Source organism: Flagellimonas sp. HMM57 (assembly GCF_021390175.1).
GTDB lineage: Bacteria > Bacteroidota > Bacteroidia > Flavobacteriales > Flavobacteriaceae > Flagellimonas.
Genome location: NZ_CP090004.1, coordinates 3,421,025 through 3,434,755, shown reverse-complemented (window position 1 = coordinate 3,434,755; position 13,731 = coordinate 3,421,025). Strand labels below are relative to the sequence as shown.

Genomic DNA, 13,731 nt, shown 5'->3' with positions numbered 1-13,731 from the left:
CCTAACCTTAACAAAAATGTTAAAATTTTTGGTCAAAGAGCGAGTCCAATAAGTTTTTCGTGCAAGTTAAAAACCTCTTTTTCAGTAGTTTTAAGGTCAATGTTGTTAATACAAAAGTCGGCCAACAAAGTTTTGTCAGCATCATTCATTTGATTATCCATGCGATTTATAATCGCTTGTTCTTCGGTTCCATCCCGCTCCAATACTCTTTTTACACGTATTTCTTTAGGGGCCGTCACCAAAATTACAAAGTCATAATTATGTTTTGCATTATTTTCAAAAATAAGCGCTGTTTCCTGAATCACATAAGATGATGTTTGGGTTTTGACCCAATCCATGAAATGGAATCTGACTGCGGGATGCACAATTTTGTTTAACCTTTGAAGGGTTTCAGAGTCTTTAAAAACTTTGTTCGCTATAAAATCCCTATTTAGTTCTTCTCCTTTGTAAGAATTGATTCCAAGTAACTTTACAATGTCTCTTTTAAGGGTTTTTGAATTGACCATCAAACTTTTGGCTTCCGCATCCGAATCATATACCGGAACTCCCAAATTTCTGAACATTTTGGCAACAGTACTTTTGCCACTACCAATACCTCCGGTCAATCCAACAATCATCATTTTTCCTCTAAAATAAAATTAACCTTATTCTCCAGTAGCTTTACATCATAAACATTTGATGGTTTTTTGGTGATTTTCAAAAAAAGCGTGTTATCACTGGCACCATTGATTTGTTTATAGTCGGCAATTGCTTGAAAGTCTTGTATAGATAGCTCATTTAAGCGTTCTATGGTTGCCTTGCAAAGCACATTGACAGCGTTTGGGAAAGTATTGACTTCATAACCCTCTGGTAAATTTATTACTAGAATGGGAACCTCAAATACCTTTTCCGAGAATTTGACCACCTTCCCTGAAACATTTGTCCTATTGATTGAAAATATGCTATTGGACAATCGCTTGGGAAAAACCAATAAAACGTCTTTTGAAAAATCTGAGGACAATTCCGTTATTTCTATTTTTGAAGTATAAATGGCTTGCAAGGTGTCTATCTCATTTTTTGGACCTTTAACCAGAACCATATTTGGAGTGATCAAGGGTTCTCCATCAAGAATATGGTTTGGTTCAAATTCTAAATCCAGCTTTGGCTTTATGGGCACTTCCTTACTGGATACTTGATATAAATCCAAAATGAGTTGTCTCCTATCCAAATCGATCAAGGAGATATTTTGTGACAGTTGACGTTCCATCTGCTTTTTAAGGGCATTATCTGTGAGCAGATAACGGCCGTTTTCCTTTTCTACTTCAGATAGATCAACATCGACCCTTTTGTTGAAAAAATTATAGTATAAAAACTGAAAGCCGCTTGTTCGCAGTTTGGCCTCTATGGTGTTTGTAGCATTGTTCCCCAACAATAAGGTATCTGGCAAGTTTTTGTAGTTCAGGTCAAACTTAGCCCTAGATTCATAGGCTTCGGATAAATTACTTAGAAACCATGCCAAAAAAGAGCATACCAAAAAAAGTGAAAAAACCTTCACTTTTCTCTTATTCAGTCCGCCCAATACTTTTTTTAACACCCTATTTTACTTTAAAGAACAGTTTTGGCAATAGTGCTTCGGGTTCCTTCTTACTAAAATTAAGCAAGATTGTGGATTTTAGAAAACCTAATCCATACCCTGTAAACTGCGTTAATGCCGCAAAAATTGCAAGAAATGCCACTTTTAAGCTTTTATTTTTAATAAGGGCATCAAAAAAGAGCACTAAAAAGTATACCCCAAAGAGGATCAATGGAAGTGTTATACCAAAAAATACCATCAAAACAGATACTGAAAATACAAGCATAAACAAGGTAGGGAACCAATACGTAAGCTTGCCAGTTCCTTTGTGCCACTGGTTTAAAATAGGTCTTACCATACCAAACTTATTCACCTGGATATAAAATTTGTTCCAATCTATACGTCTTTTATGATAGACGTAAGCTTTGGGAAACAACCTGCTTGTATAACCGCCTTTCCAAATTCTAAAAGTCAGATCGGGATCTTCTCCTGGATGTATTCGCCCAAATCCACCAACAGTTTCAAAAGTCTCTTTGGAAATGCCCATGTTAAAACTACGTGGCTGAAACTTGCCTACCGCTGTACTACCACCCCTGATTCCCCCAGTGGTGAAAAAAGAGGTCATTACGTAATTGATGGCCTTTTGTACTGTAGTAAATGATTGGTCCGCCGCATCTGGGCCACCAAAACAATGTACAAAACTGGTCTTTAATTCTTTTTTCACCTCCGATAAGTATTGCCTGGGCAGAATACAATCTGAATCCAGAATTATGAAGTAATTCCCTTTGGCTTTTTCCATACCATAATTTCTGGAATCTCCTGGACCTGAGTTTTCCTTATAATAGTATGAAATACTTAAGCTTTCTTGAAAACTTTCTACAATATGCTCTGAGCGTTCAAGAGAACCGTCCTCTACGATTACGATTTCATAGTCTTCTTCAAAATTTTGTTTTTCAAGACTTTCCAACAATTCCCGAATTTCTTCGGGTCTGTTGTAAACTGGAACGATAATGGAAAAATTTAAATTCATCGTAAAACACAAAAGCCATCCGATAACGGATGGCTTTTGCAGTTATAATTTTAGGCTACTTGCTAAATTCATCGATTACTTCTTGGCTTACCCCTGTATTGGAAAACCCTCCATCATGGAAAAGGTTCTGCATGGTCACCTTTTTTGTCAAATCGGAAAAAAGGCTTACCGTATAATCTGCGCAATCCGAAGCCGAGGCATTACCCAACGGCGACATTTTCTCTGCATAGCTGATAAAGCCATCAAAACCCTTTACACCTTGACCAGCTGTAGTTGGAGTTGGCGATTGGGAAATTGTATTTACCCTAACGTTTTTTTCTTTTCCAAAGAAATATCCAAAACTCCTTGCAACAGATTCCAAATATGCCTTGTTATCGGCCATATCGTTGTAGTCTGGAAAAGTTCGTTGCGCTGCCATGTATGTAAGCGCAACAATACTGCCCCACTCGTTCATAGCATCTGCTTTGTATAGAGATTGCAATACTTTATGGAATGAAAGTGCCGAAACATCCCAACCTTTTGTAGTAAAATCATATTTTTCATCGGTATAGGCCCTTCCTTTCCTAACATTTACCGACATGCCTATGGAATGAAGTACAAAATCCAATTTTCCTCCCAAAATTTCCATGGATTGCGAAACCAGATTTTGCAGTTCCTCTTCATTGGTTGCATCTGCAGGAATGATTTCAGAATTTGTTTTCTCTGCAAGTTCCTTTATCTGTCCCATACGCATAGCAATGGGCGCATTGGTCAACACAAAAGTTCCACCTTCTTCGTGAACGCGTTCCGCAGTTTTCCAAGCAATTGAATTCTCGTCGAGTGCTCCAAAAATGATTCCCCTTTTACCTTTTAAAAGATTGTATGACATAGTGCTTATTTATTCCTAGTTTGGCGACAAAGATATTTATTCTAATCGAGTTTTACATTTTAGATTTTATCTTCCCTAATTCCTATTGCAAAAGCTGTCTTGCATGTGCTAGAGCAGATTCTGAAATGGATTTACCACCTAGCATTTCTGCAAGTTCCTTGACCCGTTCTTCATCGCTCAGTTTTCTCATTTGTGTTGTGGTACTTCCCGCATCCTCTTCTTTGAATACTTTAAATTGATGGACTCCCTTAGAAGCTACTTGGGGTAAATGGGTAATGGAAAACACCTGCATGGTCTTACTCATCTGTTGCATAATTTCTCCCATACGATTGGATATTTCTCCTGATACCCCAGTATCGATTTCATCGAACATCATTGTGGGCAATTGTTCATATTCTGCCAAAATCGATTTTATCGTTAACATAATTCGGGACAGTTCTCCACCCGAAGCTACTTTTTTCAACTCGCCATAGTCCGAACCTTTATTGGCAGAGAACAAAAACACCAAATCATCTTTTCCGTTGGATTTAAAAATTGATGAAGGATTCACTTCAATTTTAAACGTAGCAGATGGCATTCCCAGGGCATACAAACTTTCTTGAAGCATACTTTTCAATTTGGGAATTACGGTATTTCTGGACTTTCTTATTCTGAGCGCCAATTCTTCAGCAAGATGAGTCGCTTTTACTACTTCTTCTTCCTTCTCTTTGATTTTGGCATCAATATTTTCTACTGCATCGACCTTATTGGAAAGGTCCTTTTTAATTTCGATCAGTTCTATCACCGATGCCACTTGATGCTTTTTCTGCAAGTTGTAGAGTTGCTGCAATTGGGTATTCACGACCTCTAGGCGCTGTGGATTTGCCTCGACATTTTGTCTTAGATTTTCCAGTTCCGAAGCAATATCGTCCATTTCAATAAAGAGAGACTGTACACGTTCATTGATTGCAGTGTAGGAACTGCCAAAGTCCGCCAGAGTGGAAAAAGCCCGTTTTAAATCAGCCAATCTTCCTAAAATTCCAAGTTGCTCATCGTTAATAAGTTGGTCGGCACTGGATAATTGCTCCATAATCTGCTCAACATTGTTCAGCTCTTCACATTCCTCTTCCAACGCCTCTTGGATTCCTTCTTTTAACGGAGCTGACTCCAACTCCTGAAGTAAAAAGCTGTTATAATCGTGCTCTTTGTTAGAGTTGGATTGAAAATCCAGTAATTCCTGCAATTCCTTCGCAACTAATTTGTAGCTGTTTAATTGGGTGCTGTATTTTTTTAGGTTTTCTGAATTTTCTGCTAAGGCATCGACTACTTTTAACTGAAAATCGTTGTCAGTCAATCTTAGGGTTTGGTGTTGCGAATGCACATCGACCAAACGCTCACCCAATCCTTTTAATATATCTAAGGTAACTGGGGAATCGTTCACAAAAGCCCTAGATTTTCCACTCGGAAGAATCTCTCGTCTTAGAATGGTACCGTCCTCATAATCCAAATCCTTTTCATCAAAAAAACTTCTAAGTTGATATTTAGAAATTTCAAATTCAGCTTCAATAATACATTTTTGACTTTCATTCTTGAGCGAGGATAGATCGGCACGCTTGCCAAGAACCAAAGAAAGCCCTCCAAGCAAAATGGACTTTCCAGCTCCCGTTTCACCAGTGATTGTCGTAAAACCGCTCGAAAACGAAACGTTCACATCGTCTATCAGAGCATAATTTTGAATAGAAAGGTTTGTTAGCAATGTTGGAGATTTTCTTCGTAAAGATAAATCTCTTTGAAGAAATGCGCTAGTATTTTATTTCATTCCAAGTACTGGAGTAAAATGGAGCAACATTGTTGAGGGTTTCCTTAAGTTTAACAATATCAACCTTTGGCCCATCAGAAAAAATGCTTTGTATTTCTTCCGATTTAGCATCAAAAAAAGTCTGAATCAGAAATGCATTGGGCCGTCGTTTTATTAAAGTCTCGAACAGTCGCATGGAACCCGCTATTACTTGCTTTCCGGTACTATTGTTATCACCAAGAATATCCAATCCTTTTCGATGGTAATTGTACATAGCAATGCGGTATTCCCTAAAAGAGTTGCTCAACAAATTATCAATAAGCTCAAAACGAGTACGTTCTCCAGTTTCTTGGTTCCATCCAGAAAAATTTGACCCTTGTGCCTGCGTAACAAGATTTTGGGCTTTTCTAAACATATCATCCCCACCTTCCAAAGAAAAAGTATCGGCATCCAAACCTAAAATAATGTAGATATAGTATGTTATGACCCCTACTAAATTGGAATCAAAAACATTCTCGTTATAGACTATGGGCTGAAACTCCTGGTATACGAAATTGAAAGCATCGTCTTTATAATTGAATACTGGACTTTCGTAAGATGTATTGAAAACCGGTCTTGAAGATTGTATCTGGATATTGGCCTCAAACCTATCCGATTCATATTGGGTGACCGTAATGAACATTCTGGCACTAACCCGCTCATTCTCCTTATATACCCTATTGGTCCATTTGTTCTTGTTTACGAAGTCATTCAAAGAGCGTTCGAGTGTCCTGAAGATTTGCTGATTGGTTTGGCCCACTTGGTCTGAATTGACCGTTACGGTACAATTCAACTCCTGTGCAAGAAGCCCATGGCAAAGGGATAGAAAAAAAGAGAGCAAAACAAGTCTACGCATGAATCCTGGAGGTAATTTCTTTCCAAATATCCGAAGCAACATCAGGCTTCGTTTTCATAGTAAACGTTTTTATATCTAAATTCTTATCGATAAAAGTGATTTTATTTGTGCCGCTACCAAAACCGGCACCTTCATCCTTCAATGAATTTAGCACTATGGCATCAAGGTTTTTACGCTGCAGCTTTCCTTTGGCATTCTCCAGTTCATTTTCAGTTTCTAAAGCAAACCCCACAAGGTATTGTTGAGTCTTGTCTTTACCAAGGGAAAACAAGATATCTGGATTGCGTTCCAACTCGATGTTTAAATCACCTTCTTTCTTTTTTATCTTTTCTTTTGCCACATGTTTTGGACGATAATCCGCTACTGCTGCCGCACATATAGCTATGTCAATATTTTTGTAGTGTTCATGGCAAACATCGTACATTTCTTGTGCCGATGTGACCTTGATTATATCAATAGCATTATGCTGAATATCGAGATTGGTAGGACCTGAAACCAATTTCACCTTAGCTCCCAAAGCAGCGGCCTGTTTTGCAAGTTCAAAACCCATAGTACCTGAGGAACGATTGCCCAAAAAACGAACGGGGTCAATTGCTTCGTGGGTAGGACCTGCTGTAATGAGTACCCTTTTCCCAGTTAAAAGAAGTCCTTTAGCTAAATCTTCTTCAATAAATTGAACTATGATTTCTGGTTCCGCCATTCGGCCTTCACCATGAAGACCACTTGCCAATTCTCCAGACGCTGCGGGTATCATGACATTTTCAAAGGATGCCAATTTTTCAAAGGATGCTTTGGTCGTTGGATGTTTGTACATATCCAAATCCATAGCTGGGGCAAAATACACCGGGCACTTTGCTGATAAATACGTTGCCATGAGCAAATTGTCGCAAGTACCATGTGCCATTTTAGAAAGCGTATTGGCAGTAGCAGGCGCAATGATAACGATATCTGCCCACAATCCAAGTTCCACATGGTTGTTCCAAGAGACACTACCATCTTCCTGGTTTATAAAATCAATGGAGACCGGATTCTTGGATAAAGTGGATAAAGTAAGGGGGGAAACAAAAGAGCTGGCACTTTGGGTCATTACAATTTTGACCTCGGCACCAGCTTTTATCAATAACCTAACAAGAAATGTAGTTTTGTAAGCAGCAATTCCTCCGGTAATTCCCAAAAGGATATGTTTACCGCTCAGCATTTCTAGGCGTCTTTCTCTGTGTTTCTGTAATAGATTTTATCTTCTAACCACTCCATAACCGCTAAAGCATGTGGTTTAGGAAGCTTTTCGTAAAACTTGGAAACTTCTATTTGTTCCTTGTTTTCGAAAACTTCTTCCAAGCTATCACTATAAGTTGCGAATTCTTCCAACTTTTCCAACAATTCTTTCTTTATCTCAGAATTGATTTGGATAGCTCTTTTGGAAGCAATGGAAATCGCTTCATAAATATTTTCCGTTTTGTCATCAAATTCGTTTCTATCGTGGGTAACGGTGGAAACCGGAGCTTTCGTATTTTTTAAATCTTGCATATGGCTGCGTCTTTAACTATTTATTTGGAATCGGAATATACACTTAATTCCTTTTGTATTTTTTCGGCCAAGTTATCGGCCTTCTTTTTATATTTTGTTTCAGGAAAATACTTTAATAAGGTGTTGTATGAATCCAATGCTTCACGCAAACGTTCTTCCTTTCTATTTGACGTGCTGTTTATTGCCAAACTTGTAGCCGACTCAATACGGTAATACAGGGCTTCTTCCCTGTAAATCGACCCTGGATTATCAGAAATGAAATTGTCGAAAGCTGTCATGGCAGATACTAAAATTGGGTAATTGAACTGCCCTAATTTATTAAATTGCTTGGCTATCTCTATTTGTTTCTTTTCTTTTTTGGAGGTCAGCTCCCTGGCCATTGCATTGGCCTCTTCAAAAAATTCTGATTCAGGATAGGTATTGATAAAATTCTGAAGTTTTGCAAGTGCTTTGTCCGTGTCCGTTTGGTCCAAAGAATACAATGGGGAAAGTTCATAGTAACTTTTAGCTCCCAAGAATGACGCTTCCTGAATTTTATCGCTTTTAGGATATGATTTTATAAAACGTTCAAACTGATATCCAGAGAGGTAATAGTCTTCTGTCTTGAAATAAGTATTGGCAAAAAAGAACATTACACGCTCGCCTTGGGGTTTACCAACGTACTTGGGAACTATCTGCTCAAAAAGTCTGTTTGCCCTTTTATAATCGCCTTCGTCGTAATATTTTTGTGCTAAATCGTATTTCGGTTTAACCTCCTCGTTTTTAAGTACTTTTTGATACTCACTGCAGGAAGAAAAAAGAAAGACAATAGCAATTACGGAAAGAATCGGCTTCATTTTCAAAAACATTTTGCAAAATTAGTAATAATGGATGGATTTAAAAAATCAAATTAAAATCCAAATGTAACTGTGAAACCAGCGATTTACTATGTTTTTGGCTAAGATTTAACTTCCCACTAAACCTTGATCGCTTCAAACTTTTTTAAAAAGCCCGAGATTCTGTCCTGTAGTTCAATAGTTGCTTTGACCAATGGTAGTCTGACATTAACGGTACAACATCCAAAATAGCTTAAAACAGTTTTGACACCTGCCGGATTTCCTTCCTCAAAAATCAATTTCATTAGTGGAAGTAGTTCATGATGAATCTCATAAGCTCTTTCCGAATTTCCATGCCTACCCAAATGAATCATACTGGAAAATGCACTGGGAAGACCTTGTCCAAGAACCGAAATAACCCCTGCCCCACCTGCAACAACGGTAGATAATGCCGTAAAGTCATCCCCGGAAATCACCAAAAAATCCGCTGGCTTGTCTTTTAAGATATGGTCTATTTGTACCATGTCTGCACACGCTTCCTTAATGGCAACTATATTAGGAAAGTCGTGGGCAAGTCTTAACGTAGTTTCGGGAAGCATATTACTTCCTGTTCTAGAAGGAACATTATAAAGAATTATCGGTTTGGGCGATGCTTCAGCAATAGCCTTGAAATGCTGATAAATGCCCTCTTGTGTTGGTTTATTGTAGTAGGGAGAAACTGAGAGAATAGCATCAAACTCCGATAAGTCCAGCTCTGCCAACTCTTCAATAACGGCTGTAGTGTTGTTCCCGCCAACGCCCAATACCAAGGGAAGTCGCCCTGCATTGGTCTGTATTACAGTTTTGATGACCAACTGTTTGTCACTTTTGGAAAGTGTAGCCGCTTCGGCTGTGGTACCCAGGATAACCAAATAATCCACTCCACCGTTTATAGAATGTTCGACAACACGTTCAAGTGCTTTAACATCTACCGAAAAATCTTCCGTAAAAGGGGTTACCAAAGCAACACCCGTACCCATCAAGTTTTCCATTACAATTCCTTTAAAACCTTCAAATACTTTTTTAATTCCTTTTTAAACAGTTTAAAATCTTTTAAGGGAGTACTAAAAATCAAATCATTGAGTTTTGGGTCGAGTGAACTGAAACCTACTTTTAGCCTGGCCGGTGTTTTTACGGACAATAGTTTCAGCATTAGATTATCCTCGTCATAGTAATTGATCAACAAATCGTATTCCCTACCCAAAAATTCAAGAACATAGCCATTTTCAATTGCACCCTTCTTACCTAAATCCTTATCGGAATACATTTGAATGGCAAATGGGGAATTGTTATCATATTCCCGTTTATAGCCTATAATTTTGATAGCATTTGGTCGCAATGAGTAATCTTCTATCAACTCGTAAAACAACTCGGCACTTTCAAAATTATCTACGTCAACTATGCAGCCAACGCTAGTAATTCCCTTGTCCCTTTCTATTACCGAGGGAGCCTTATTCATCTCCTCCTGTAAATATTTAAGACTTGATTTAACCTTAAATTTATCTTGGAGTCCTTTTAAAAACATAATTTTTATGCATTTTTACAAAGGTAATTAATCTACCAAGACTACTTAACAAAGATAAACACGTGAGATATTTAAAATATCAACAATTTGTTATATTCATAACTTTTTGTTTTTTGATTTCCTGTAAAAACGATATAGGCCAACTCTCCGAAGTCCAGGGAAAGCAAGTAAAAATTGATACTAACTTTAAGGCTGTCGATTCCATTGTCTCTTTTGTTGCTCCATACCGTAACAGAATAAATGAAGTTCTTGACAGCACATTGGCCTATGCACCAAAATCGCTTTTACTCGATGATGGCGCCCACAATACTTCTTTGGGAAATTTGATTGCAGATATTGTTTTAACAGAAACAAAGCCCGTTTTCAAATCCCAAACTGGAAAAAATCTAGATTTTGTGGTCATCAATAGAGGTGGGCTACGTTCCATTATTTCCTCAGGAAATGTAACGGCAAGGCATGCATATGAAGTAATGCCTTTTGAAAATTATATTTCCGTAGTGAAGCTAAGTGGTTCTGCGGTAAGGGAACTCATTGGTTTTCTGACTTCCGCCGAACGTGAACATCCCATAGCTGGAATGCAGATTGTTTTGGACAAAAAAGGAGCTTTGGATTCGGTCAATATCAATGGAAGTCCTTTTGATGAGAGTCGAAGCTACTACGTGGCAACCTCCGATTATTTGGTACAAGGCGGTGCAGAAATCGGTTTCTTTAAAACTGTAGATTCTGTGGCAAATACCGACTATTTACTTAGAAATGCCATTATTGACCATTTAAGAAAAGTTGACACGCTAAAGGCAATTGTTGACGATAGATTTATACAACAAGATTATTAGATGAAACGTAGAGATTTTTTAACACATACGGCAGCAACCTCAACATTTATAGGATTAGGTGGTCTTGGATTCAGTTCCTGTACCGGTTTTGGCAATAAACACATTACCATTCTACATACAAATGACGTACATAGCCATATTGACCCATTTCCAAGTTCGCATTCCCGTTATGCCAATCTTGGTGGAATTGCCAGAAGGGCAACACTGGTTGAACAAATACGCAACGAAAACCCCAATACCTTGCTTTTTGATGCCGGAGATATTTTTCAGGGCACGCCCTACTTTAACTTTTATGGCGGCGAATTGGAGTTTAAATTGATGAGCAAATTAAAATACGATGCCGCCACCATTGGCAACCATGATTTTGACAATGGGATCGATGGGCTTTTGGCCCAGGTACCCAATGCCAAATTTGACTTACTTTCCGCTAACTACGACTTCTCCAATACTGTTATGGAAGGTTTTGTAAAGCCCTATAAAATATATTTGGTCGATGGAATAAAAATTGGAGTGTATGGTATTGGCATTCAACTTGATGGATTGGTCACAAAAAAATTGTACAAAGAGACCAAGTACCTCGACCCCTTTGAAATTGCTTTGGACAATGAGCGCAAATTAAAAGAAGAAGAAAACTGCGATATTGTTATCTGTCTATCCCATTTGGGCTATGACTATGAAAACCCCGAACGTCCTTCCGATGTCCGACTGGCGCAAAACACGTACCATACCAATTTGATCATTGGTGGCCATACCCATACCTTTCTAGATAAACCCGATGTACACACGAACAAAAACGGGAATTCTGTCTTGGTGAACCAAGTGGGTGCCTATGGCATTAATGTAGGGCGTATCGATTTCTATTTTGATGCCGAACAGAACACCGCTGCAAAAGGCATAAGCATTAAGGTTTAGTTTTTTAGGTCCTAAAAAATGTCTTTTCAAGGAATGGCCAACCTTGAATACCACCTGTGATATGAGCACATAAAAAAACCGCCCTTAAAAATTCTAAGGGCGGTTTTATAACATCTTAACGATCAGGTTTTATTGGCACCCATCAGTAGCTAATCCTTCTAGCTCCCAACCTTTTAAGACAAGATAAGCAGCTGCATCATATACTTCATCAATAATATCACAGGCCACCATACCTGCCATACCACAGGTAATTCCCGCTGGTTCTCCGCCATTATTTTCTACAAAATAGGACCAACCGATCACCGTGTTGTTTATGCTTGCCTCGGACATTCCACTGTTATCGAACATGTTTTCCATGGCGGTTATACTGCCAATGTCCCAACTGCCCAAATCTTGGTCGAATAAGGTAGCTTCTTTGAACATTCTGGCCATGTTGGTGACGTTTTCCGTATTCCATCCACCTATATCCTGGTTGAAATTGGATGCACCGTTGAACATATCAAACATCTTTGTAACGCTTGACACGTTCCATGTACCAATGTTCCCATTAAAGGAGGAAGCACTATTGAACATATAGGCCATATCGGTGACGTTTTCTGTATTCCAATCATCCATATCTTGGTTGAAATTGGATGCACCATTAAACATGGAACGCATTAATGTAACGCTAGACACATTCCACCCACCAATATCCTGGTTGAACTTGGATGCCCCTAAGAACATGCTGGACATGTAGATGACATTTTCCGTATTCCAATCACCAATATCCTGATTGAAATTGGATGCTCCTAAGAACATAAAGCCCATGTTGGTGACGCTTTCCGTGTTCCATCCACCAATATTCTGATTGAACATGGATGCACCTTCGAACATACCGCTCATATTCCCAATAGTACTTACGTCCCAATCACCGATATCCCCGTTAAATTGTTTGGCAAAATAGAACATACTTGAAAGGGAAGAGACTTGTGATAGGTCGGGCGCATCGGTCGCTTTGTAGACCATGTTCTCGCAGTCCGCAAATGCCGAATTCAAGAACTCCCATTTGTTATTGCCCCATTGATCTATACTCATAAGTTTGGGCGCACTTGAGAGCCCAGACATTGTTATACCGGGAAAATCTCCCAAGATCGCCACAACATGGTCCCCGGCCGTTGCATACGAATGTTCTATATCTTCATCTTTGTTAATATTCGCAATGGTGCCATCTCCCCAATCGATCATAAAATCATATGCCAAACCTTCTACTAAGCCTATCGTTATGCTCTCTCCATCCTCAGTGGTCTTCCAGGTGGTCACAAAACTATCTAGATCCTCTGCCAGATTGTCGATTATATTAAGCACAATGATCTTAACTTTCGCACTGACCTCATTGGTACCATCGGAAACACTTATGGTAATGGTATGTTCCGTTTTGGTCTCAAAATCCAAGATTTTTTCACCGGATAGACCAAGGACACCTTCACTGGTGATCACGAATAGATCATTATCGTTTGTCTCTATAGAAAACGTAAGGCTGTCCCCATCTGGATCGCTCGCCTTTACCGTTCCAATGTTCTTTGTTGTAAACGTCTCGTAAAACTCAAAGGACTGATCAGCTATGACCGGGGCCTTGTTCTCTTCCTCTGGGGTCACACTGGGCGAATCATCTTTGCCGCAAGAGAACATAAAAAGAGAAAGACTAAAAAATAGATACATGTTCTTTTTCATCTTTATTATATTTTAAATTAATAGTTGCACAATTTGGGATTTCTTGGTGATGGTTAAACTGTTAAATGAACGGATGCCACCATTCGCTTGACGAATGCCCATTCTGGGTTGACGGAATTATTTGGAACTGTCCCAAAAACGGACAGGACGCCACAGCTAGATACTTTTTTGTCCAATACCGAGGGAAATAACCAAAAAGCCCTGAAAATTTTCAGGGCTTTTTGGTTTATATGCCTATGGATAGACAT

General features: G+C 38.8%; 14 protein-coding genes. 2 read left to right on the top strand and 12 right to left on the bottom strand.

Features of this window, described 5'->3' with window-relative positions; translation table 11 throughout:
* Nucleotides 1-32 precede the first annotated feature (32 nt).
* From coaE to LV716_RS15195, 11 genes are all read right to left on the bottom strand, one after another.
* Nucleotides 33-620, bottom strand: coding sequence for a dephospho-CoA kinase (gene coaE / locus LV716_RS15245; protein ID WP_163418644.1), 588 nt, complete (start codon nt 618-620; stop codon nt 33-35).
* Nucleotides 617-1,573 (bottom strand): hypothetical protein, encoded by a 957-nt coding sequence (locus LV716_RS15240; protein WP_163418643.1) that lies wholly within the window; start codon nt 1,571-1,573, stop codon nt 617-619. Before LV716_RS15240 ends, coaE begins: the two co-directional genes overlap by 4 nt.
* Nucleotide 1,574: 1 nt before the next feature.
* Nucleotides 1,575-2,582, bottom strand: coding sequence for a glycosyltransferase family 2 protein (locus tag LV716_RS15235; protein ID WP_163418642.1), 1,008 nt, complete (start codon nt 2,580-2,582; stop codon nt 1,575-1,577).
* A gap of 55 nt (nt 2,583-2,637) precedes the next feature.
* Complete coding sequence (locus LV716_RS15230) at nt 2,638-3,450, bottom strand: enoyl-ACP reductase (protein WP_163418641.1); 813 nt, start codon at nt 3,448-3,450, stop codon at nt 2,638-2,640.
* An 82-nt stretch (nt 3,451-3,532) separates the two neighbouring features.
* Nucleotides 3,533-5,185 carry a DNA repair protein RecN gene (gene recN, locus LV716_RS15225; RefSeq protein ID WP_163418640.1) on the bottom strand — a complete coding sequence of 551 codons (1,653 nt, stop codon included), beginning with the start codon at nt 5,183-5,185 and terminating at the stop codon, nt 3,533-3,535.
* A gap of 46 nt (nt 5,186-5,231) precedes the next feature.
* A complete protein-coding gene (locus LV716_RS15220; protein ID WP_163418639.1) occupies nt 5,232-6,122 on the bottom strand; it encodes a DUF4835 family protein in 891 nt (296 codons plus the stop codon).
* Complete coding sequence (gene coaBC / locus LV716_RS15215) at nt 6,115-7,320, bottom strand: bifunctional phosphopantothenoylcysteine decarboxylase/phosphopantothenate--cysteine ligase CoaBC (protein ID WP_163418638.1); 1,206 nt, start codon at nt 7,318-7,320, stop codon at nt 6,115-6,117. Before coaBC ends, LV716_RS15220 begins: the two co-directional genes overlap by 8 nt.
* A 2-nt stretch (nt 7,321-7,322) precedes the next feature.
* Nucleotides 7,323-7,649: a DNA-directed RNA polymerase subunit omega gene (locus LV716_RS15210; RefSeq protein ID WP_163418637.1), complete on the bottom strand. Its 327-nt coding sequence runs from the start codon at nt 7,647-7,649 to the stop codon at nt 7,323-7,325.
* 20 nt (nt 7,650-7,669) lie between these two features.
* Nucleotides 7,670-8,497 (bottom strand): outer membrane protein assembly factor BamD, encoded by an 828-nt coding sequence (locus LV716_RS15205; protein WP_163418636.1) that lies wholly within the window; start codon nt 8,495-8,497, stop codon nt 7,670-7,672.
* Between the two features lie 107 nt (nt 8,498-8,604).
* Nucleotides 8,605-9,495 carry a 4-hydroxy-tetrahydrodipicolinate synthase gene (gene dapA / locus LV716_RS15200; protein WP_163418635.1) on the bottom strand — a complete coding sequence of 297 codons (891 nt, stop codon included), beginning with the start codon at nt 9,493-9,495 and terminating at the stop codon, nt 8,605-8,607.
* Entirely contained in the window at nt 9,495-9,962 is a 468-nt protein-coding gene (locus LV716_RS15195) for a hypothetical protein (protein ID WP_317167650.1), read from the bottom strand. Before LV716_RS15195 ends, dapA begins: the two co-directional genes overlap by 1 nt.
* A gap of 179 nt (nt 9,963-10,141) precedes the next feature.
* Here LV716_RS15195 and LV716_RS15190 point away from each other — a divergent pair, with 179 nt between their 5' ends.
* On the top strand, nt 10,142-10,861 hold the full coding sequence (locus LV716_RS15190) for a 5'-nucleotidase C-terminal domain-containing protein (protein ID WP_233759153.1): 720 nt from the start codon (nt 10,142-10,144) through the stop codon (nt 10,859-10,861).
* Nucleotides 10,862-11,773, top strand: a complete 912-nt coding sequence (locus LV716_RS15185; RefSeq protein WP_163418633.1) for a metallophosphatase — start codon at nt 10,862-10,864, stop codon at nt 11,771-11,773.
* A 129-nt stretch (nt 11,774-11,902) separates the two neighbouring features.
* On the opposite strand, the gene LV716_RS15180 is transcribed toward LV716_RS15185, so the two are convergent.
* Complete coding sequence (locus LV716_RS15180) at nt 11,903-13,483, bottom strand: BspA family leucine-rich repeat surface protein (protein WP_163418632.1); 1,581 nt, start codon at nt 13,481-13,483, stop codon at nt 11,903-11,905.
* Between the last annotated feature and the right edge of the window lie 248 nt (nt 13,484-13,731).